This is a genomic window from Peptococcaceae bacterium (genome assembly GCA_024655825.1).
In the GTDB taxonomy this organism is placed as follows: domain Bacteria; phylum Bacillota; class Peptococcia; order DRI-13; family PHAD01; genus JANLFJ01.
This window is the reverse complement of record JANLFJ010000018.1, coordinates 21,148-41,762: the sequence shown is the minus strand read 5'-3', so window position 1 is coordinate 41,762 and position 20,615 is coordinate 21,148. Positions and strand designations below refer to the sequence as shown.

Annotated in this window: 24 protein-coding genes and 7 tRNA genes; 27 read left to right on the top strand and 4 right to left on the bottom strand. The window is 46.0% G+C overall.

Going from position 1 to position 20,615, the window contains the following annotated elements; translation table 11 throughout:
• Positions 1-7: 7 nt before the first annotated feature.
• From NUV48_08560 to NUV48_08550, 3 genes are read left to right on the top strand one after another with little or no spacing between them, the layout of a single operon-like run.
• Positions 8-982: a polyprenyl synthetase family protein gene (locus tag NUV48_08560; GenBank protein ID MCR4442186.1), complete on the top strand. Its 975-nt coding sequence runs from the start codon at positions 8-10 to the stop codon at positions 980-982.
• A 58-nt stretch (positions 983-1,040) separates the two neighbouring features.
• Complete coding sequence (locus NUV48_08555) at positions 1,041-1,811, top strand: protein-glutamate O-methyltransferase CheR (GenBank protein ID MCR4442185.1); 771 nt, start codon at positions 1,041-1,043, stop codon at positions 1,809-1,811.
• Between the two features lie 31 nt (positions 1,812-1,842).
• Positions 1,843-3,957 (top strand): rod shape-determining protein, encoded by a 2,115-nt coding sequence (locus NUV48_08550; GenBank protein MCR4442184.1) that lies wholly within the window; start codon positions 1,843-1,845, stop codon positions 3,955-3,957.
• Positions 3,958-3,984: 27 nt separating this feature from the next.
• Here the strand turns inward: NUV48_08550 and NUV48_08545 are convergent, their stop codons facing one another.
• Positions 3,985-4,848 (bottom strand): hypothetical protein, encoded by an 864-nt coding sequence (locus NUV48_08545; GenBank protein ID MCR4442183.1) that lies wholly within the window; start codon positions 4,846-4,848, stop codon positions 3,985-3,987.
• 175 nt (positions 4,849-5,023) lie between these two features.
• On the opposite strand from NUV48_08545, the gene NUV48_08540 reads away from it, so the two are divergent.
• The 7 genes from NUV48_08540 (at position 5,024) to NUV48_08510 (ending at position 5,844) form a co-directional block, all read left to right on the top strand.
• Positions 5,024-5,100 (top strand) — tRNA-Pro (locus NUV48_08540).
• 16 nt (positions 5,101-5,116) lie between these two features.
• A tRNA-Glu gene (locus tag NUV48_08535) sits at positions 5,117-5,191 on the top strand.
• Positions 5,192-5,266: 75 nt separating this feature from the next.
• Positions 5,267-5,343 (top strand) — tRNA-Asp (locus NUV48_08530).
• Between the two features lie 70 nt (positions 5,344-5,413).
• Positions 5,414-5,489 (top strand) — tRNA-Thr (locus tag NUV48_08525).
• Between the two features lie 33 nt (positions 5,490-5,522).
• Positions 5,523-5,608 (top strand) — tRNA-Tyr (locus tag NUV48_08520).
• Between the two features lie 5 nt (positions 5,609-5,613).
• A tRNA-Gln gene (locus NUV48_08515) sits at positions 5,614-5,689 on the top strand.
• A 68-nt stretch (positions 5,690-5,757) separates the two neighbouring features.
• Positions 5,758-5,844 (top strand) — tRNA-Leu (locus NUV48_08510).
• Positions 5,845-5,943: 99 nt separating this feature from the next.
• On the opposite strand, the gene NUV48_08505 is transcribed toward NUV48_08510, so the two are convergent.
• Genes NUV48_08505 through NUV48_08495 form a run of 3 tightly spaced genes read right to left on the bottom strand, consistent with a single transcriptional unit; the run spans position 5,944 to position 7,985 of the window.
• Positions 5,944-7,107, bottom strand: coding sequence for a site-specific integrase (locus tag NUV48_08505; GenBank protein MCR4442182.1), 1,164 nt, complete (start codon positions 7,105-7,107; stop codon positions 5,944-5,946).
• A 34-nt stretch (positions 7,108-7,141) separates the two neighbouring features.
• Entirely contained in the window at positions 7,142-7,618 is a 477-nt protein-coding gene (locus NUV48_08500) for an ImmA/IrrE family metallo-endopeptidase (GenBank protein ID MCR4442181.1), read from the bottom strand.
• A 40-nt stretch (positions 7,619-7,658) separates the two neighbouring features.
• Positions 7,659-7,985 (bottom strand): helix-turn-helix domain-containing protein, encoded by a 327-nt coding sequence (locus NUV48_08495; GenBank protein MCR4442180.1) that lies wholly within the window; start codon positions 7,983-7,985, stop codon positions 7,659-7,661.
• 159 nt (positions 7,986-8,144) lie between these two features.
• Here NUV48_08495 and NUV48_08490 point away from each other — a divergent pair, with 159 nt between their 5' ends.
• From NUV48_08490 to NUV48_08410, 17 genes are all read left to right on the top strand, one after another.
• Positions 8,145-8,357 (top strand): helix-turn-helix transcriptional regulator, encoded by a 213-nt coding sequence (locus NUV48_08490; GenBank protein MCR4442179.1) that lies wholly within the window; start codon positions 8,145-8,147, stop codon positions 8,355-8,357.
• Between the two features lie 15 nt (positions 8,358-8,372).
• The gene (locus NUV48_08485) at positions 8,373-8,684 is read left to right on the top strand and encodes a helix-turn-helix domain-containing protein (protein ID MCR4442178.1); all 312 of its coding nucleotides are present in this window, start codon (positions 8,373-8,375) and stop codon (positions 8,682-8,684) included.
• A 448-nt stretch (positions 8,685-9,132) separates the two neighbouring features.
• On the top strand, positions 9,133-9,351 hold the full coding sequence (locus NUV48_08480) for a hypothetical protein (GenBank protein MCR4442177.1): 219 nt from the start codon (positions 9,133-9,135) through the stop codon (positions 9,349-9,351).
• A 13-nt stretch (positions 9,352-9,364) separates the two neighbouring features.
• Positions 9,365-9,562, top strand: a complete 198-nt coding sequence (locus tag NUV48_08475) for a hypothetical protein (GenBank protein MCR4442176.1) — start codon at positions 9,365-9,367, stop codon at positions 9,560-9,562.
• Entirely contained in the window at positions 9,529-9,657 is a 129-nt protein-coding gene (locus tag NUV48_08470; protein MCR4442175.1) for a hypothetical protein, read from the top strand. Before NUV48_08475 ends, NUV48_08470 begins: the two co-directional genes overlap by 34 nt.
• A 300-nt stretch (positions 9,658-9,957) precedes the next feature.
• Complete coding sequence (locus tag NUV48_08465) at positions 9,958-10,473, top strand: 3D domain-containing protein (GenBank protein ID MCR4442174.1); 516 nt, start codon at positions 9,958-9,960, stop codon at positions 10,471-10,473.
• Entirely contained in the window at positions 10,469-10,786 is a 318-nt protein-coding gene (locus NUV48_08460) for a hypothetical protein (GenBank protein MCR4442173.1), read from the top strand. The genes NUV48_08465 and NUV48_08460 overlap by 5 nt, the downstream gene beginning before the upstream one ends.
• A gap of 15 nt (positions 10,787-10,801) precedes the next feature.
• Positions 10,802-11,434 carry an HNH endonuclease gene (locus tag NUV48_08455; protein ID MCR4442172.1) on the top strand — a complete coding sequence of 211 codons (633 nt, stop codon included), beginning with the start codon at positions 10,802-10,804 and terminating at the stop codon, positions 11,432-11,434.
• A 194-nt stretch (positions 11,435-11,628) separates the two neighbouring features.
• Complete coding sequence (locus tag NUV48_08450; protein ID MCR4442171.1) at positions 11,629-12,105, top strand: hypothetical protein; 477 nt, start codon at positions 11,629-11,631, stop codon at positions 12,103-12,105.
• Entirely contained in the window at positions 12,102-13,280 is a 1,179-nt protein-coding gene (locus NUV48_08445; GenBank protein ID MCR4442170.1) for a DUF2800 domain-containing protein, read from the top strand. Before NUV48_08450 ends, NUV48_08445 begins: the two co-directional genes overlap by 4 nt.
• A gap of 9 nt (positions 13,281-13,289) precedes the next feature.
• The gene (locus tag NUV48_08440) at positions 13,290-13,472 is read left to right on the top strand and encodes a hypothetical protein (GenBank protein MCR4442169.1); all 183 of its coding nucleotides are present in this window, start codon (positions 13,290-13,292) and stop codon (positions 13,470-13,472) included.
• Positions 13,473-13,493: 21 nt separating this feature from the next.
• A complete protein-coding gene (locus NUV48_08435) occupies positions 13,494-14,249 on the top strand; it encodes a DUF2815 family protein (GenBank protein ID MCR4442168.1) in 756 nt (251 codons plus the stop codon).
• A complete protein-coding gene (locus NUV48_08430) occupies positions 14,246-16,234 on the top strand; it encodes a DNA polymerase (GenBank protein ID MCR4442167.1) in 1,989 nt (662 codons plus the stop codon). The genes NUV48_08435 and NUV48_08430 overlap by 4 nt, the downstream gene beginning before the upstream one ends.
• A 17-nt stretch (positions 16,235-16,251) precedes the next feature.
• Positions 16,252-16,425, top strand: coding sequence for a hypothetical protein (locus NUV48_08425; GenBank protein MCR4442166.1), 174 nt, complete (start codon positions 16,252-16,254; stop codon positions 16,423-16,425).
• Positions 16,426-16,490: 65 nt separating this feature from the next.
• Complete coding sequence (locus tag NUV48_08420; GenBank protein MCR4442165.1) at positions 16,491-16,778, top strand: hypothetical protein; 288 nt, start codon at positions 16,491-16,493, stop codon at positions 16,776-16,778.
• 130 nt (positions 16,779-16,908) lie between these two features.
• On the top strand, positions 16,909-17,889 hold the full coding sequence (locus tag NUV48_08415) for a tyrosine-type recombinase/integrase (protein MCR4442164.1): 981 nt from the start codon (positions 16,909-16,911) through the stop codon (positions 17,887-17,889).
• 17 nt (positions 17,890-17,906) lie between these two features.
• On the top strand, positions 17,907-20,420 hold the full coding sequence (locus NUV48_08410; protein MCR4442163.1) for a virulence-associated E family protein: 2,514 nt from the start codon (positions 17,907-17,909) through the stop codon (positions 20,418-20,420).
• Positions 20,421-20,615: the final 195 nt, after the last annotated feature.

Sequence of the window (20,615 nt, the reverse complement as noted above, 5' to 3'; positions counted from 1 at the left end):
TAAGATAATGAAAATCAGACAGCTGTTCAACATAATAGAACCGGAACTGCAAAAAGTTGATGATTACCTGGTCAAGTCTTTTGAGGATACGCACGAACGCCTGAGATGCGGTTTTATGCACCTGCTGAAAGCAGGGGGCAAGAGAATGAGGCCGGCTTTTACCATTTTGGCCTCACGCTACGGGAATGGGGACAGCGAGAAAATAATACCGCTAGCCGCAGCCTTAGAAATGGTACACATGGCATCTTTGATTCACGATGATGTTATTGATTCATCCGATACGAGAAGAGGAGAACCGACAATACGCCGCCTTTTCGGAAACGAGTATTCTCTCTATCTTGGCGATTTCTTGTTTGCCACGGCCTTGAGCATTATTGACGGGTATAAGAATCATGAGATCAACAACTTGCTGGCTGTTGCCAGTATGGAAATGTGCCGGGGAGAAATTGAGGAGATAGCTTCGTCCTACCAGTGGCAGCAGAATATGCGGAATTATTTATACAGGATAAAGAGAAAGACTTCGCTTTTGATTACACTAAGCTGCCAGGCAGGAGCGCTGGCTGCGGGGGCCGAACCCCAGGTGGTAAAGGCGCTAGGAAGATATGGCCATAACATCGGTATGGCCTTTCAAATAACAGATGACGTTTTAGACTTTGTTGCTGACGAAAAAACGCTGGGAAAACCGGTTGGCGCCGATCTTCTTCAGGGTGTTATGACTTTACCGCTGATTTATATTTTTCGATACGGTGAGACCTCCGTAAAACAGGAAATAAAAAAGGCGCTTGAACAGGAATCTCTTTCCCGGGAAGACGTCTTGGAAGTGATTAGGATTGTTGCGGGAACGAAAGCGGTCGACTACTCTCTCGGCATAGCCAACAAGTTTGTAGAAAAAGCTCTCCGGCAGCTGGAAGAACTCCCTGATAACAGTACAACCGCTACCTTAAGAAAGATTGGTCAATTTATTTATAACAGGGAATACTAGGGAATAATTAAGCAAAGCAAGAAATGTTTGAAGAATCCAACCGGGGCGTGGTAAGCTGATGGACGAATACGAAAGATTCCTGGTCGATTTGAAGAAGAACCTGGACATCGATTTGACAGGCTATAAAAGGCCGCAAATGGAAAGAAGAATCAACTCGTTGATGAGGGCCTTGAACATTGAGGATTATGTTTCGTTTATCAAACGAATGAAAAACGAAAAAGAAGTGCTGGAAAGGTTTGTTGACCATCTGACGATAAATGTTTCGGAGTTTTTTCGCAATATTTCGCAATGGCAAGTGCTGGAAAAGCAGATTCTTCCTTCTCTTTTGATCCAATCTCCTAATTTGAGAGTATGGAGTGCGGGCTGCTCAACAGGCGAAGAGCCCTATACCCTGGCGATGCTCCTTTCGGAGGCGGCTCCGGCAGGCCAGCACACGATCCTGGCCACAGACTTCGATCAAAGGGCGTTAAATAAAGCGATAGAAGGCTTTTATCCGGCCAAGGCAGTGACTGGCCTTCCTGCTGCGTACCTGAAGAAGTATTTCAGGGTGCAGGATAACGGGTACCTGGTTGTGGACACCCTTAAAAGAATGGTGACATTCAAATGCCACAATCTGCTGAGGGACAGTTTTCCGAAACAGCTCGATTTGATCGTTTGCCGGAATGTCGTGATTTATTTTACAGAGGAGTCAAAAACACTGCTTTATAACAAGCTTCATTCAGCCCTCCGGCGGGGAGGAATACTGTTTACCGGAAGCACCGAGCAAATTATTCAGGCCAGGGAGATTGGTTTTCAGCCTGTAGCCATTTTTTTCTACAAAAAAGTATAAATATTATCAATTCATAAATGGGGTGAAGTCCGTGCAGGGCGACATTTTCGTGCTGGATATCGGGACGCGAACAGTTATGGCCCTTTTAGCCAGGATGGAAAAAGAAAACCTGGTTGTTTCACATCTTCGTTATAAAGAACACAAGTCAAGGGCTATGCTGGACGGGCAAATCCATCATGTCGACCAGGTCAGCAGGGCGATTGAAGAACTTGTTCTGGAAATGAAAGAAATATCCGGGCAGGAACTGAAAAAGGTGGCGGTTGCGGCTGCAGGTCGTTCCCTGATCACAGTTAAAGGGAAAGCTAAACAGAAGTATCCCATGAGCACGGTCATTTCCAGGGAAGACCTTGTTTCCCTCGAACTGCAGGCCGTCCAGCACGCGCAGCTTTCCCTTCCCATTACGCGCTTCGAGCAGACGCCTCTTTCCCAGCAGTATTATTGTGTGGGTTACAGCATCGTTGAAGAAAGACTAGACGGTATAAAAATCGGCTCGCTTGCAGGACAAAGAGGACAGGAAGCCGAGGTGGATGTACTGGCCACGTTTTTGCCCAGGATAGTGGTCGACTCCTTGCAGGCTGCCGTTAATCTTGCTGGCCTTGAGCTTTACAGCATTACTCTGGAGCCAATAGCTGTCGCCAACCTGATCTTGACCCCGGCGATGCGCCGTCTCAATCTTGTGCTGGTTGACATCGGTGCCGGAACAGCGGATATTGCGGTCTGCGGAGAAAACAGCATATCGGCTTTTGGCATGGTTCCAATGGCCGGAGATGAAATAACAGAAGCTTTGAGCGACAAATACCTGCTGGATTTTAACAAGGCGGAAGAGGTTAAAATTCAGCTTAACACTAAAGACGAGATTATAACCACCGATGTGTTGGGAATAGAGCAGGCTATTTCCAGCCTTGAAGCCAAAGCGTTTCTGGAACCTGCCGTCAACAACCTAGCTGGGGCACTAGCCAGGGAAATACTGGCCCTGAATGGCAAACCACCGCAGGCTGTGCTCCTTGTCGGCGGTGGAAGCCTGACGCCGGGACTTCCAGCCAGCCTTGCAAGGGCTTTAGAAATACCGGAAAATAGGGTAGTAGTCCAGCAGGTCGAGAAGCTGTCAATGGTCCGCAATCTTCCCGGCGAATACAGCGGCCCATCGTTCATTACCGTGTTGGGGATTGCCTATACTGCTTTAACTTGCTCCACCATGGGATTTATAACTGTAAATGTGAACGGCGCGCCGGTTACGCTTCTCAACCTTTCCCAGAATAATGTGGCCGAGGCAGTTATCGCTGGCGGCTATAACCTTAAGGATATATACGGCAGGCCGGGGATGGCCCTGAGCTGCGAAATAAACGGTCGTTTATACACAATTCCAGGCAAACCAGGCAAGCCAGGACGCGTACTTTTAAACGAAAAGATCGCCCTGTTTAACGACAAGGTAAAAAACGGGGACCGCATCATGTTTGAACCGGGAACAACCGGTGAAAACGGACGAGGTACGTTCCGTGATATTCTGAAAGATGCTGCCGGGTGCTGTACCGTCAATGAAAAAAGCTTTGAATTGATGCCGGTCATTCGTGAAGGCGAATCCGTTATCTCCATTGATGATGAGATCAGGGACGGCTGCAAAGTTCAAGTCAACATGAAATGGACAATTGGTGAAGTTCTTGAAAGCATGGGATTGGCGGATAAAAAACAAAAAATCAAAATCAACCAGAAGGAAGTAAGCCTCCTTGACCTGGCGGTGATAAAAAAGAACGGCCGGCCGGCAAAGCCAGGGGAGACGGTTGGCCCCGGAGACAAAATCCTCTATAAATTGCCTGAACTAAAAGTGGCGGATGTCCTGCCGCATGAAACAGGAAATAAATTTGTGGTATATGTCAATAATAAAAAAGTTGTCCTAAAAAACAGCCAGATCAGGGTAAATGACGAGGCGGCGGAACTGCAGACACCAGTGAAAGCGGGAGATAGAATACAATATGACTTGAGCCCGCATGAATTTAGGCCAATCCTGATTGATGTGTTCAAAGAGATAGATTTTTCACCCCAGCCGCCTCCAGGCAAAACAAGACTTGTTCTTTTGGTAAACGGCGAAGAAAAGGAATACACTTACGAGCTGCAGCAAGAGGATAAAATAACCATAACATGGAAATAGAATAGGTTTTACAGCTTTACAGAGAGATCAAGAAAAGCGGGGTAATTTCTGGGAAAGAGCATGGAGATTATTGCTTTCTTCCGGTTCAATTTCCACAAGGATTATACCGTTTTTCTTCAAGAGATAATCATGTATTCCGTTTTTTGTTCGCTTATATTTCTTGACCATGATTGCGGTTTTTCTTTCCGGCAAATAGTAGTCAAATGACAGGTTATAAAAAATGAAACCTTTGATGACTGTTTCATTTGTATACATGCTTTTAATGAGGCAGTGTAGATTACCTGCGGATTTTTTTTCTTGAACCTCTTGGTCCGGTTGCGAAGAGGTCAAATCAGCTTGCTCCGCGGCGGGCAAGGCGCCGGAATCAGTTTCTGCCGGCGGGGGAGGTTCGTCGCTGGCAGGTTCGACCAAATCCTGGGCTACAGGTGTCTCGGCCGCATCTTCCACAGGTGCTGCGGTACATGTATCAACTATATCATTTATGGGGTTCTCATCCAGGACCGGTTCCGGTGGCGCACCTTCCATATCATGGGAACAGGCTTCGCCAGCGGGCAAGGTGTCTTCTTTAATAATAGGTGCGGTTTGGTCTTCGCTCAGGACCCGCCCGATGATGATGGTTAAATCCTTTTGCAGGGTACCGAAACTTTTTAAAACAGAAGGATGAGGGAGTTTTTGGGAAACAAGCTGCCTGATTAACGATTCCATCAGCGCTTCTTTACCGTCTACCAGGCGCAAAAGGAGGGGGTGTATTTCCTTGAGCAAGAAAACGGCTTCGTCAAGAAAAGGCTTCTTTTTCGACTCTTCCTGGTGGCTTAATTCAATAAGGATATGCACAATACGGTTGATGTTGCTTAATATTTTTTTTTCCATTAAACGGTTGATGGGAAACATATATATCACCTCGTGGCCAGGAACTTATCTAATAATAATTATTTACAAGCGAGACATTTATGACAGGAATTATCAACAGCGCGTACTATAAAAATGGATGGCAATTACAAATGGATGGCAATTACTCTTGACCTCAGGGTGATAATTTGTTAATATATAATTCGCCACGTCAAAACGGGGCATAGCGCAGCTTGGAAGCGCACCTGGTTTGGGACCAGGGGGTCGGGGGTTCAAATCCCTCTGCCCCGACCATGAATAATTGTCATATGGCCCGGTGGTCAAGCGGTTAAGACACGGCCCTTTCAAGGCTGTAACACGGGTTCGATTCCCGTCCGGGTCACCATAAAACAAGTGAAAAGTGGGAAGTTGGGAACAGGACAATCTTGCTTCTAACCTCTCGCCTCACATATCCCGGGCCGGAGCTGTGGTGTAGTGGCCTAACATGCCTGCCTGTCACGCAGGAGATCGCGAGTTCGACTCTCGTCAGCTCCGCCATCTATAAACTCATTACTGGTGGAATGGTCGACAGTTCAACTAGTGCCGGCTATTGACCGCCAGCGAATGTGCCGACGTAGCTCAATTGGCAGAGCAGCTGACTTGTAATCAGCAGGTTGCGGGTTCGAGTCCCATCGTCGGCTCCATTCCTAGAATCCAGGACAACAAACATGATAAATGGAGGGGTTCCCGAGCTGGCCAAAGGGGGCAGACTGTAAATCTGCTGGCACTGCCTTCGTAGGTTCGAATCCTACCCCCTCCACCATTTACTGGGGCGTAGCCAAGTTGGTAAGGCAACGGACTTTGACTCCGTCATGCGTAGGTTCGACTCCTGCCGCCCCAGCCAAGAGGATAACAATTTTTCACTTGCTTTTTTTAGTGGGAAGTCTAAAATATAATATGTATCATGCACATGCGGCTGTGGCGGAATTGGCAGACGCGCTAGATTCAGGTTCTAGTGTTCGCAAGGACGTGGGGGTTCAAGTCCCTTCAGCCGCACCACTACAGACACAAGGCGTTCGGGCCTTTTTTATTTTGCTTTTTAGGCATAAAACAATAGGCTAAAGGCTAAAAATGGGCTAATTATGGGCTAAAAAAATATCACTGGAGTAGCTTATCAAATTTTTCCGCAGTATCGTCAGCCTTTTTGGGAAGTACATGTCCATAGGTATTGAGGGTAGTTTGAACGTCAGCATGGCCTAACCTTTCACTTACGGCATTGATCATTTCACCAGCAGCCAAAAGAATTGTTGCGTGGGTATGACGTAAATCATGAAATCTCATCCCGGGATAGCCCATTTTAGCCGCAAGATTAGAAAAACGATGAGACAAGTTTCTTCTGTCAAGCGGTATGCCTTCCTGGTCGAGAAAAACAAGGGAATTAAATTTTTGGTTTTTCGGTGTGCTTTTAATTGATTTTGACTGCTTCCATAAGTGCCATCTGAGGACTGCCAAAACCCGTCGTGTTACCGGAATAAGTCTTGTGCTTGTAGTGTTTTTTGTTCGTGACCGGTGTTCGTATTCTCCATTTTGAAGCCGGTGCAGAGTCATCTTGACACGAATTTTCTTTTGTTTCCATAGAATATCCTCGCGGCGTAAACCTAAAAGCTCTGATTGCCTCATGCCGGTATAAGCTGCCGTGTGTATGAGCGCCCAATCTGGATGGTCTCTTGTATCGGCCAGAAAAGTTTTTAGCTCCTCTTTTGTTAAGACAATCATTTCATCCTTTTTTTGCTTTTTCTTTTTATCTCTGGGCGGCTTTACGCTGTCACAGGGATTTTTTTCTATTAGCTCAAGATCGACGGCCTTGGCAAGAGCCTGGTTTAGTATAGCCCCTTTATAGATCACAGACCGGTTGGATAACCCGCCCTTGCCACGAAGCTTGCCGGCTTCTGCCAAATAGCTGTAAAATGTTTGGATGTGCATAGGTGTAAGCTCACAAAGGGGAATATGTCCTATACAAGGATTAATATGCCTTTCGATTTCCCATTTATAGCTTTCATAAGTGTTTTGCTCCAAATCGGGCTTTGCGATGGTATTCACCCATAGAAGGAGAAACTCGCCGGTTAATTGTTCGGAAAACCTCTTAGGCGGGTTTTCCAGTTCATCTAGCATTTGCCGGAGGACCTCTTCGGCCTCCGGGCGTGTACCGTGAACATCACGGCGTTTTTTGGGATACTTACCGTTCTTATCCCGGCCCAAATTAATGACAATACGGTAGTGTTTTTCCGCTATTTTATCTATTCTGGTTGTATACTTTTGCATAAAAGCCTCCTTATAACGAACATATATTCGGTTATTAGGGTAAAAATTTTTTGTCATTAAACGCTTCGATAATCATTAATGGTTCAAAGCAAATAAAGTAATCTCTGATACGGTAGTAGAGGCCGTATTTTTCTTTATAGTAGTCAATCGCTTTATTTAAAAAATCTTCAGTTACGCCTAGGTATTCAGCCAATTCAAATCTGTTCATAACTCTTGCTTCATACGCTGATATTAATTTATCCAGCGGCACAAGTCTTTTGTATGCCCACACATGGGCACGCTTTTCTTGTTTCTTATTATTAAGCTTGGTTTGATCCAGGATATCACCAACCGTTGTGTGATAGTGGCCAAGCTCTTCGGCCAGGATGCAGGCCTTTTCGGCAGTAGTGTTTATGTTGCTGTTAATGGCAATGACGTTATCACCGTATAAGCCTTTCAGCCTGTCTTTTAACGGGAGATATGCGATTTCGATCTGCTCTTTGGCAGCTTCTTCAAGGAGCGTTTCGTACATTGTAACCTCATTGATTACTTATTGTCTTATCTGATTCGTCTTAAAATAATTTCCTCTTATCTCTTTTAGACCGGACAAACTCCTTAAACTTTTCAATATCCTCCAGTTCTTCCTCTGTCCAGTCATCTCCGTCATGGTGGGCGGCGATGGTTTCGATAGGGGTTTTTATGTCTGTGCGGCCCAGGAGGTAATCAACAGAGCAGTCAAAGAGATCGGCTAGTTTAATCAGTTTCTCATAATCTGGCGAGCTATCACCGGTTTCATATTTTCCGTAAGTGCTTCTATCAATTTTTAATATATCGGCAACATCGCTTTGGTTTAGTTTCTTTGATGTCCGAAGTTCCTTCAATTTTTCACTTAATTTCACTTTTTTCACCCCAATGTTTCAGAGTTTTATTTAATTATATGTGAAAATAATTCACATAACAATATATGTGAAAAATCTCCACAAAATATATTGACATGCGAAAATTATTCACATATAATCAAGCATAGGAGAAGAAACTTCACAAAGGTGGTGATAAAAATGGATTTAAAACGTGAAAGGAAGAAGAAGGGTCTCACACAACAACAATTAGCAAGTCTAATCAACAAGGATAGAACCTTAATATCTAAAATAGAAAGTGGAGATTCTTCTCCCTCCGTAGAGGTAGCTAAAAAAATAGCTGCTGTGCTTGGTTTTGACTGGACGCTGTTTTTCCCGGACGAAGGCAAAGCGACGAGTAAGAAAGCGGTGTAAGAGGGTCAGAAGGAGGTGTCCACCATCGAACGCCGGATGATATCTCTCAAAAAAGCTCGTGAGAAGCTTGATATGGGCGATACCTGCATCAGGAAGCTAATAGCAACCGATCCCACATTTCCTGCATACTTCATCTGCGGGAGATGGAAGGTAGACGCTCAACAACTGGATGCCTGGATAGAGGCAAAGAAAAACAAACCTCAGCCAGCAATAGTTATAGAAGCCCCCAGACGGAGGGGAAGACCTAAAAACCAGTTATATAAAAAACCGGCCGTAGTTTATGAGGTTATTACTCCGGGATGGGTCCCAGACATTGGCCGGGCATGAAAGCGAGGTGAAGCGATATGGAACGGTGTGAACAATGCGGAAGCGGATTATTAACTGAAACCGCAACTCATGTATTTTGTGAACATTGCGGGCACGTCGAAAAGAAAGCGGGGTGAGAAAATGGACGAACAAACTCAGTAGAATTTGGATAGTCTGGACAACTACCAATTTCAACAGAAGAGAGGAAAATCCTACCTAAAAGGAGACAGCACCAATGCTCTATCTCTATGAGGTCACATCGCCATCCGAACGCATACTACACCTGGTAGCCCAAAATAGCCAACATGCTAAACGCAAGGCCTGTGAAATTTGGGGTATTCGGCCTGGGGACAAATGGTGCGGGGTCGCCACTTTAAAAGCCAAAAGAAAGGAAAGACTATGAATTTAAGCTAATAATGATAGCCTGGGCATGGCAAATCATTTTGGAAAGAAAAAGGAGCGAAGCGACATGAGCAAAATCACCTGCAGCCAATGTAGATATCATGGATACATCCACAAACCAGGCGAACTGCGTCTGCCCAACGGAGATATTATATCCGGCCAGAAGAAGCTACGGCCATATGCCCACTATTGCACCGCCCGGCACTGGCAAAAGATAAAAGACGATGAAAACTGGACCGGGCAAGAATGCCCGCGCTGGTGCCCGCTGATGGTGAACCAAATTTAAGGAGGGCGCATGGATGAAAAACGGCAAGAGACCAACCATGAGACAAAAGTTACTCATGAAGTCCCGCCGGCTTAATCCTGACAACTGGTTTGTGACAAAAGATACGCCTGATTTTATGGAGGTAGTACACCGGCATGGTAACACAAAACGGAATATTCGGAAGGGAGGGACAAAAGAATGCCAGTTTACAAAAATTCAAGCAATCAAATAACGCTGGATCAGGCGATTTCACTACACGAAAAAGGCATTGCGGTAATTGTAAACGATGGGAAAGACGTGACCTTTGAAAGAGGTGAAGGACAGTGACTGATATCTACTGCGACAATTCAAAATGCATATATAACTATGATGGCGAGTGTCAAAGGACAAGTATAGTCCTAAAAGTAGTTCCGTATTCGATGATGATGTGTACCAGTGAAGAAATAAGAAAAGCTCCCGTCAGCATGCCGGCTGATCAGGAGCCAAATGAAAACTAACATGGAAAAGAGGTTTAGTTATGGCTGAGAAAAGGACCTGCCCAGGTTGTGGGGCTGATTGGTACAGCGCGGACCCTAATGATTGGATATGTGAGAAATGCGAGGCAACCATTACAAAGGACTGTTCATCATGAAGCAAATATTCTTTGTTTTCTTGGTTCTTCTGGTAATAGCGATGCTTTTAATCATGGCTACGTGTATATTTTACCTCACCAATATCATAAATGATACCCGAATGGACATACAGGATATGAAAAGACAACTAGACGAATCCAAGGCATTTAGAGAAGAAATCCGACAGTTCCTTGACCGACTGGGAATAGATGAATTTAAAACAACAGCCTATTCCCCGCACGATGACCGGAACGGTTTGAACTCTTGGAGGCCAAAACTGGCTTCCAGGAGTTACTCTCCCCGGACACGGACAGGCACCATCCCCAGGCCAGGAACGGCAGCCGTGGATCCGAAGGTGATACCCCTCGGGACAAAACTCTGGGTGGAGGGATACGGATTTGCCCGGGCGGAGGATACTGGGGAATTGGTAAAAGGGAAGCATATTGATTTGTATGTACCGAATTTTGATGAGGCTGTGAAATACGGGAAGCAACGAAAAAAAGTTATGTGGCTGGAGGGTAACGATGATTAAAAACACGCTTAGCGACCTGAACAATCACCTTTTTGCCCAGTTGGAGAGGTTGGGTGACGAGGAGCTTACTGGCGACAAGCTCGTCGAGGAAATTAACCGGGCAAAGGCCATCACCAATATCGCGCAGCAGATTGTCAACAATGGGAATCTGGCGCTTAATACCATGAGGCTCAAAGAAGAGTATTTCGCCGACACTAAAGCTTTGCCGGATATTTTTACCGGCATGGTTCCTGCCTCACCTGTCCCGGGGGCTGACGGAAAACACCCTAAAAAAATTCCGGATAATCTAAAAGCTGATTATGGCCGAAATTAAGCCGGAGGGAAGGTCATGAATCGTAAGTATACTGCAGAACATATTGCATGGTTAGCCGCCAATATCTCTGGATGTCCGTTCCAAGAGCTGGCTGAAAAATTTAATAAACAATTTGGATTCTCAATAAGTAGGTCTGCAATGGTTTCTCTTGCAGATAGACACGGTTTGCATAATGGAAGAGATACAAAAATATTGCCGGATGGGTCTCTTCTCGGTTTAAAAACACGGTTTCAAAAAGGTCTTGTGCCCTGGAACAAAGGCAAAAAGGGCGTTGGCGGATGGCCGCCCACCCAGTTCAAAAAAGGGCATATGCCGGCTAATTATCGGCCAGTGGGATCTGAACGGGTCAACGTTGACGGATATGTCGAAATAAAAATTGCTGATCCAAACAAATGGCGATTAAAACACCAAATTATATGGGAACAGGTACACGGCCCCATTCCTAGAGGACACGCAATAATATTTGGGGATGGCAATAAACTCAATCTTAGTCCGGATAATCTCATCCTCGTATCACGGAAGCAGCTTGTCCGGATGAACCAAAAAAAGTTAATTCAAAACGACGTTGAGCTAACCAAAACAGGCGTGGTTATTGCAGACATTTTAAATAAAATAGGTGAACGAAAGAAACAGAAGGGAGATAAGTAAATTGAAAAATGTTAAGTTTACCGTCAACGGAGATAAATTGTTAATAGAAGTGGACCTATCTAAACAGTATGGGCCATCATCTAGTGGAAAATCTATCGTCATAGCCAGCACCGAGGGGAATCAGCCAGTTGGCAAGGACGATATCAAAATCGGTCTAAATGTCTATAAACCAAATAGATAAGGAGGAATAAAAATTGAAAATCTTAATCGAATTTACACCCGATGAAGTGGTACATGCAGCTAAAACAGGAACCTTACAAGCGTTATTTGAAGCTACCAAAGTAGCCGAAAAACATATTGAAGCAGCCGCCCAAGCTATTAATAAGCCGATATTGTCTGAGGATTCCGTACCTACTATGCAAGCACCTGCTGCACAAGCACCTGCTGCACAAGTACCTGCGCCTGCGGTAGTACCGACTCCCACCACTATACCGACAGCTGCTCCCGTGGCACCTCCGCCAGCCGCCCCTGCTGCAACCGTACCTACTGCCACTCAGACCTACACCGTGGAGCAACTAGCCGTAGCCGCTACCCAACTGATAGATGCAGGACAACGAGACAGAATAATTGCATTGTTAAAGTCCTTTGGGGTAGATGCTCTCATGATGCTGCCTAAAGAGCAATACGGTGCTTTCGCTACTCAGCTTAGAGCACTGGGGGCAAAAATATGAGCAGCCCCGAACAACACGCCCTGCTATCCGCTAGCAGCTCTCATAAATGGCTAATATGTACTCCATCAGCCAGGCTCGAAGAGACGCTTCCCGAAACGAAAAGCGAATACGCAGACGAGGGAAAACTGGCGCACGCGATAGCAGAATTGAAAGCTAAAAAGCACTTCACTGAACCGATGGGCCCGAAAACGTTTGCTAAAAGACTTAAAGTACTGCAAGAAAACCCGCTGTACCAGGAAGAAATGCTAAAGCATACCGATACATACCTGGATTACCTGTCAAAAATCGTACACAGCTTTAGCGCACCACCCTATATTGCGATTGAGAAAAGATTGGATTACAGCGCGTATGCTCCGGAAGGATTCGGCACCGGCGACTGTATCATAATTGGCGGAAACGTGATGCACGTAATCGATTTTAAATACGGTAAAGGAGTCCCGGTAAGCGCTGAACGTAATCCGCAAATGATGCTGTACGCCCTGGGCGCATACATGGCTTACTGCATTCTCTATCCAATTGAAACTATAAAAATGGCCATCGTGCAACCGCGACGTGAAAATGAGCTATCCGAATACGAAATGCCTATTGGCGACTTGCTGGCATGGGGTGAAAGTATCAAACCAATAGCCCAAAAAGCTTTTGCTGGTGAAGGGGATTATGTACCAGGAGAGCATTGCCGGTTTTGCCGCGCAAAATTACAATGCCGTGCCCGGGCTGAAAAATATTTGACTTTAGAAGAATACCACAAAATGAAACCGCCGCTTATCTCTAACGAAGAAGTGGGACAAATACTTAAAAGAGCCCAGGACCTTGCTAAATGGGCCGAAGAATTGGAAAAGTATGCTTTGGCTGAATGTTTGAAAGGCAATGAGATACCTGGTTGGAAAGCAGTTGAAGGACGTACTTCCCGAATATACGTTGATCAGGATGCGGCATTTGCAGCCTTGATAGCCGCAGGAATTAATGAAGCGATATTGTACAAACGTGAGCCGTTAAGCGTCGCACAGGTTGAAAAGGTACTCGGAAAAGTGGAATATCGAAAACTACTCGAAGAACCCGGACTCGTCAAAACGGAACCCGGCAAACCGACACTCGCACCCGCAAGCGACAAGCGCGAAGCGATTATCCTGCAAGTAGATCCACAGGAAGTATTTAAAAACGAGACCGACAATTAGGAGGTAAATATGGAAGACAACGCTATTCTTAAAACTTTTGAAGGGAAAAAGGTATCCGAAGTTAGCTATGAACAACGGTACTATCTATTTTTAAAGTTTACTGACGGGTCGTCTTTATCAATTGTGCCTGACGGCCCGGAAGGATCACATATCGAAGTGAATGTTGATGCGCATATAAGTAAAAAACTTTAACCGAAAAGGAGAGAGATGAAAGTGAGTAATCAACAACCTAATCCGACAAATGTGACAACCGGACAAGTGAGATTGAGCTATGTACATTTGTTTAAACCCTACGCAAATCAACCCGGTCAGGAGCCTAAATACAGCGTAACCATCCTGCTACCTAAATCCGACATAGCGACAAAGCAACGTATTGATGCTGCTATACAATCCGCTATCCAGCAAGGCATCAATTCTAAATGGAATGGTGTTCGTCCTCCTCATATCAAAACGCCTATTTGGGATGGCGATGGTGTGCGTCAAAATGGTGAACCTTTTGGTCCTGAGTGTAAAGGGCATTGGGTATTTACGGCATCATCCAAGCAGCAGCCGGCTGTTGTAGACACAAGTATTCAGCCAATTCTTAATCAATCGGAAGTGTATTCCGGAATCTATGCCCGGGTAAATATCAACTTTTTCCCATTTAATACAAATGGCAATCGGGGTATAGGCTGCGGACTGGGCCCAGTTCAAAAGCTGGCAGACGGTGAGCCCCTTGGCGGTCAAATAACAGCAGAAGCGGCTTTTGGCGATAGTCCTCCCTTGCAGCCGCAGCCTCCTCAACCACAGCAGGTTTACCAGCAGCCTGCAGCTCCGCAGTATGCATCCTCCGCATATCAGCAACCGGTATATCAGCAGCCCCGCCCGATTCAAGCACCTGTATATCCTCAGGGCTACCCTCAGGCTGCTCCGTCGCAGATTGACCCAATCACCGGTAAGCCGATTACTGGCGGGATAATGGGCTTATGAGACACCTCAGCATCGACATTGAAACTTTCAGTAGTGTAGATATCCAGAAAGCGGGACTGTATAAATATGTACAGTCCCCAGATTTCCAAATACTCTTATTTGCTTATTCTTTTGACTACGGGCCGGTGCAGATCGTCGACCTGGCCCAGGGCGAACAACTCCCTCAGGACCTCATTAACGCTCTGTTAAATCCTCTCATAATCAAACACGCTTACAACGCCTCTTTTGAGTGGTATTGCCTGTCCAAACATCTTGGTATCCATCAGCCGGAGTCCTGGCTGTCACAATGGCGCTGCACGATGCTTCATGGTCTGTACTGCGGGTACCCGGCCGGATTGGACAAAATAGGAAAAGCCCTGGGGCTCCCGCAAGACAAAAAGAAAATGAGTATAGGCTCAGCCCTTATAAGAACATTCTGCGTACCCTGCACCCCGACTGCCAAAAACGGCTATCGAACCAGAACGCTACCACATCATGAACCAGAGAAATGGCAACTTTTCAAACAATATTGCTGCCAGGATGTCATTACGGAAATGGAAGTTGAGCGACGACTTTCGGCCTTCCCGGTGCCAGAGCAGGAGCAGAAACTTTGGGAGCTGGATCAGGTGATCAATGTTTTCGGGGTAGCTGTTGACCAGGAGCTTATTGATGGAGCCCTTTACTGTGACGAAATAGTCACTAAAGAGTTGACGGACGAGGCTGTCCGAATCTCCGGCTTACAAAACCCAAAAAGCGTTAAGCAGTTGACCGAATGGCTCAACCAAGAAATGGATGAGGAAATCAACGACCTCCGAAAGAGCACCGTGAAGGAACTCATCAAAAACGCGGACAATGACGCGGCCAGGCGTATGTTGGAAATCCGCCAGGAACTCTCCAAGACATCAATCAAAAAGTATGCGGCCATGAAGGAAGCTGTTTGTTCTGACGGACGGATTAGAGGTCTAATGCAATTTTACGGTGCCAACCGAACCGGCAGATGGGCAGGGAGAATTGTGCAGCCTCAAAATTTGCCGCAAAACCACCTGGAAGCTCTCACGTTTGCCCGGGATACGGTCAAGGTCAAGAGGATAGACCTTCTTAAGGTAATCTTCGGTAACGTCCCTGATACGCTTTCCCAGCTAATTCGGACAGCCTTCATCCCTTCCCCGGGGCATGTGCTTCTCGTAGCGGATTTCTCGGCCATCGAAGCCCGAATAGTAGCTTGGCTGGCCGGGGAACAGTGGGTGCTTGACGTATTCAACACCCACGGCAAAATTTACGAAGCTGCGGCGTCTCAGATGTTCGGGGTTCCAATAGAACTCATAGTCAAAGGCAATCCGGAGTACGAACTTCGGCAAAAGGGCAAAGTAGCAACTTTAGCTTTGGGTTATCAAGGCAGTACTGGCGCCTTAATAAATATGGGTGCTCTCAATATGGGCCTGACTGAGGCGGAGCTGCCCGAGATAGTTCACCGCTGGAGAGGTGCAAACAAAAGAATCGTTGACTTGTGGTATAGCCTGGAGAACGCTGCGTTGAAGGTTATGCACACAGGGCAGCCGGTAGGGGTTAAGAGTCTGATATTTGCCCGTGAAGGCGACTATAACAACCAGCAGGATTTCCTTACCATTACCCTGCCGAGTGGTCGAAAGCTGTTTTACGTTAAGCCTTTTCTTATGATAAACGACCGGAACCGGGAAGCGCTCCACTACTACGGATTGAACCAGAAAACCGGGAAGTGGGAAGCCATTTCAACATATGGCGGAAAGCTGGCGGAGAACGTGACTCAGGCTATCGCCCGGGACTGCCTGGCCGAAAGTTTAAAACGGCTAGCCAACGCTGGATATAAGATTGCGATGCACGTCCATGATGAGGTTGTCCTCGACGTTCCAGAAGACCAGGCGGACGTGGAGAAGATATGTCAGTTGATGGGGCAGCCGATACCCTGGGCGCCAGGATTACCTCTGAAGACTGACGGATTTAAAACTTTTTACTATAGAAAAGATTGAGAAAGGAGAAATAGAGCATGTCTATTAGTATCAAAAAGGCCAACAGCTATTTTTCAAAGGTTCAAAATGTTGTACGCAATGGTGAAAGCCTGGTTGGAATTATAGCGCCGCCGCTGCATTCGAATTATAAGAGCATATTTGAACCAATCAAGGGGTTAATTGATAAGATTTTCGACGAGCAGACGGAATAACTGAGCCGAATTTTTGGCTCAGCAAATAGTGCATAGTTTGTTAATTATGTGAAGGAGTGAGAGTAATGAATTATCAAGATGCAATTAATCACTTATCTACCAAAAAGGCTGATATTGAATTATCCATAGGACTGATTAAACAAGGGAATGAGTTTATCTCAAGGCAATCAACTCCCTTGTTAGAAGCCATAGATTTAGCTATAAGTGTGCTGGATAAGCAAATACAAAAGGCAGTTGTAACAACACCGGATAAACATAGATATGGCTATTGCCCCGTATGCGGAAAAATATATTGGGATAAGTGCCATGTCGGGAATTACTGTGATGCTTGCGGACAGGCCCTACAACCTTAATACGTATTCCAAAGATATTGAGTAATAACTTTGCCGGGATAGCTTCGGGCTGATCACCCTAAGCGAAAAGTCTTTCCTGGGACCTGCCCGGCATTTTTTCAGGACAAGCCAATGACAGGAGGTTGGGTAAATGGAACAACTGCTTAAAGAGTTGGTGTATAGCATATCAGAGTTGTCTCCCGAGATTGATCAGCTGCAGCTTAGGTCCAGAATTGCCGGGATACTCGTAATGTATGATATCCGGCCAGGTAAAATTACCGCTGGGCATCCGGATGTTGCGGAAAAAGTCAAATTGTATCTTGCGGCCAAGAAGCTGGAAGAGCTCAGTCCATTGACGCTGGAAGGGTATGAGATAGAGTTACGTCTGTTCACAAACTACGTGCAAAAACCAGTTAAAGACATGACCACTAATGATATCAGGCAGTTTTTGGGCAGGTTTGAAAATCTAAAACTCAGTTCAATCTCCAGGAAGCTATCAATATTAAAATCATTCTTTGGTTGGCTTACAGAAGAGGAGATTATACCCCGAGATCCGACCAGAAAGATAAAACCGCCGAAGAAAGAAAAGCACTTGCCCAAAGCTCTGACAATCGAAGAGCTAGAGCTCATCAGGGAAAGCTGTCAGACTCCGAGGGAAAGAGCCCTGGTAGAAGTATTTTACGCCACCGGCTGCCGGCTATCAGAAATCCAGCAGCTTAACCGCCAAGATATTGACTGGCAGCAATGCAGCGCGAAAGTGGTCGGCAAGGGTAATAAAGAACGTGAAGTGTATTTCTCGTTTAAAGCCATTTATCATCTGAAAAAATATCTTAAGTCCAGGAACGATATCGTGCCGGCCTTGTTTGTCACTCAAAGAAAGCCTTACAGGCGGATGAGCAAAAGGGCAATCCAAAGAGAGTTTGATATCATAGCTGCCCGAGCCGGGATAAGCAAAAACCTGCATCCGCACATCATGAGACATACCATGGCTACGCTTACGTTGAACAACGGCGCTGATATTGTGGCGGTACAATCTTTACTCGGACATAGCAATCCAGGGACAACCCAAGTATATGCCCAATTGACCAGTGGACGTCGGAAAGAACAGTATCAAAAATATCTTGTCCAATAAGGAGTGAATAAAACTCCATGCTTATATATGACAGAAAAATAACAATCTCATCCGCCAGCAGCCGCCGAGCTACTAAATGGGTAGCGCAGACACTCTACTGGTCGGAGCTGGTGGAGAAGCTGCGGACCCCGGCCAGGGGCACGGAGACATTAGCGGAATATCTACGCCTTCCAAAGAGTCGTCAGGACGACTTAAAAGATGTAGGTGGCTTTGTAGCCGGTACTCTGGTCGGAGAACGCCGCAAGGCAAACTGTGTTACCGGACGGGATGTCATCACCCTGGACCTCGACGCCATCCCGGCAGGTGGCACCCAGGACGTTCTGCACCGTATAGAGGCCCTCGGCTGCGGCTATGCCATGTACTCTACCCGTAAACATGAGGAAGTAAAACCTCGCTTGCGCGTGCTGGTGCCTACCAACCGGACAGCTACAGTGGACGAATATGAGCCCCTGGCCCGGAAGCTCGCCGCCATCATCGGCATAGAGCTCTGTGACCCGACAACCTTCCAAGTCCACCGGCTCATGTATTGGCCATCCTGCTGCTCAGACAGCCAATACGTTTATACATACGGGGATAAACCTTTCCTGGATGTGGACGGTCTCCTGGCTACTTACAAGGATTGGCGAAACGTAGAAGAATGGCCGCAGGTTCCTGGAGTCAATCAGAACCATCTTAAGCTTGCCGCCAAGCAGGGAGATCCTACAACCAAGCCTGGTATAGTCGGCGCCTTCTGTAGGGTATATGACATCTACCGGGCCATGGAGACCTTTCTGCCGGGAGTGTATGAACCCTGCGGCAATATGCCGGGCAGGTACACCTATACCGGGGGTAGCACGGTTGGCGGCGCAATCATCTACGATAACGGCAATTTCCTATACTCTCACCATGCCACTGACCCAGCCGGCGGAAAATTATGTAATGCTTTCGACCTAGTCCGGCTTCATAAGTTTGGAGACCGTGATGACGATGCCAAACCGGATACCCCTACCAATAAACTGCCTTCCTACATGGCGATGTGTGAATTCGCTGTCTCTGATGCCTATGTTACTGCATTACTCAACCAGGAGCGATATGAGAAAGCTACACAGGAGTTTTCCGTATCATCTTCAGATGACACCAATTGGATGCAGAAGCTGGCTATAAGCGCAACCACAGGAGCGCCGTTGAAGACCATCGATAATGTTTTGATTATCCTGGACAATGACCCTCTCCTTAAAGGTAAACTGGCTTTTGACGAGTTCGCTAATAGGAGTATGGCCCTGGGCGCACTACCGTGGGACGACCGCGAGGGCCGCAGGGTCTGGACGGATGTGGACGATGACGGTGTTCTGCATTACCTGGAGCGTACATACGGTATCCAGATAGCCGCCAACAGACTTCAATCAGCTTTAAACCTTCAGGCGCACAAACAGAGATTTAACGACGTCAAGCAATATCTTACTTCATTAAGTTGGGATGGTGTTCCTCGGCTGGATACTCTGCTCATAGATTACTTAGGCGCCGAGGATAATGCGTACACCCGGGCGGTTATGCGCAAGAGCTTGGCGGCCGCTGTGGCCAGGGTTATGACACCAGGAGTCAAGTACGATTATATGCCTATCCTGGTGGGCCCGCAAAAAATAGGAAAAAGTACTTTTTTACAGATATTAGGAAAGAATTGGTTTTCTGACAGCCTCCAAACATTCGAAGGTAAAGAGGCCGCAGAAATGCTGCAAGGCACTTGGATTAACGAACTGGGCGAACTCAGCGGATTTAGCCGGTCTGAAATCAATACGATTAAACAATTTTTGAGCCGGACAGAAGATATATTCCGAGAAGCCTATGGACGCAGAACAAATAGGTACCCCAGGCAATGTGTATTCTTTGGTACGACTAATGACAGTGAATTTCTAAGAGACCGCACAGGTAATCGTCGATTTTGGCCTGTTGAGGTGTGGTTGCAGAAGCCAATAAAAAATGTATTTACCGATTTAATAGAAGAACTTGATCAGATATGGGCCGAGGCATATGTAAGATGGCAATTAGGAGAGCCACTGTATTTGACTGGAAAAGCAGAAGAAATTTCAGAGCAAGAACAAAAAGCCCACATGGAAAGTAATGCCAAAGAGGGCATCATTCAAGAATTTATCGAAAGACCGGTACCAGCCAATTGGGACAATCGCAGTCTCTCTGAAAGACGTCTGTACTGGTCCGGTAATTTCGGTAAGCCGCCGGAGGACGCCCGGCCGCGGACCAAAATATGCGCGGCAGAGATATGGTGCGAATGTTTTAACAAAGATATAAGTTTGATGCGTAAATCAGACGCCGCGGAGATTAACAGTATAATAAGCAGTATTCCTGGATGGGTAAAAGATAAAACCGGAAGGAAATTTGGCGCACCGTATGGCTGTCAAAGGGGTTATTCACGACTACAATTCTCAACTACAGATGTAGATTTAAAAGTAGTTAAAGCTGAAAAATGTAGTTTTGAAAACTACAATAGCCTACATCAATCTACATCAAATGTAGTTGACCTAAAACCGTACGGCTAAAGGGTTTATAGTATTATAACTACATTACTACATTCTTATTATATAAATAATAAAAATAAAGAAAATAGAGGGTATATATAAAGCCTAATACGCCTAATTAAAATATCTCATATACGTGTATAAGGAGAATGTAGAAAGTCGAAATTTGAAAAGGAGAAACGCGAGATGAAACTTATAAACGGATGTTCAGGTTTG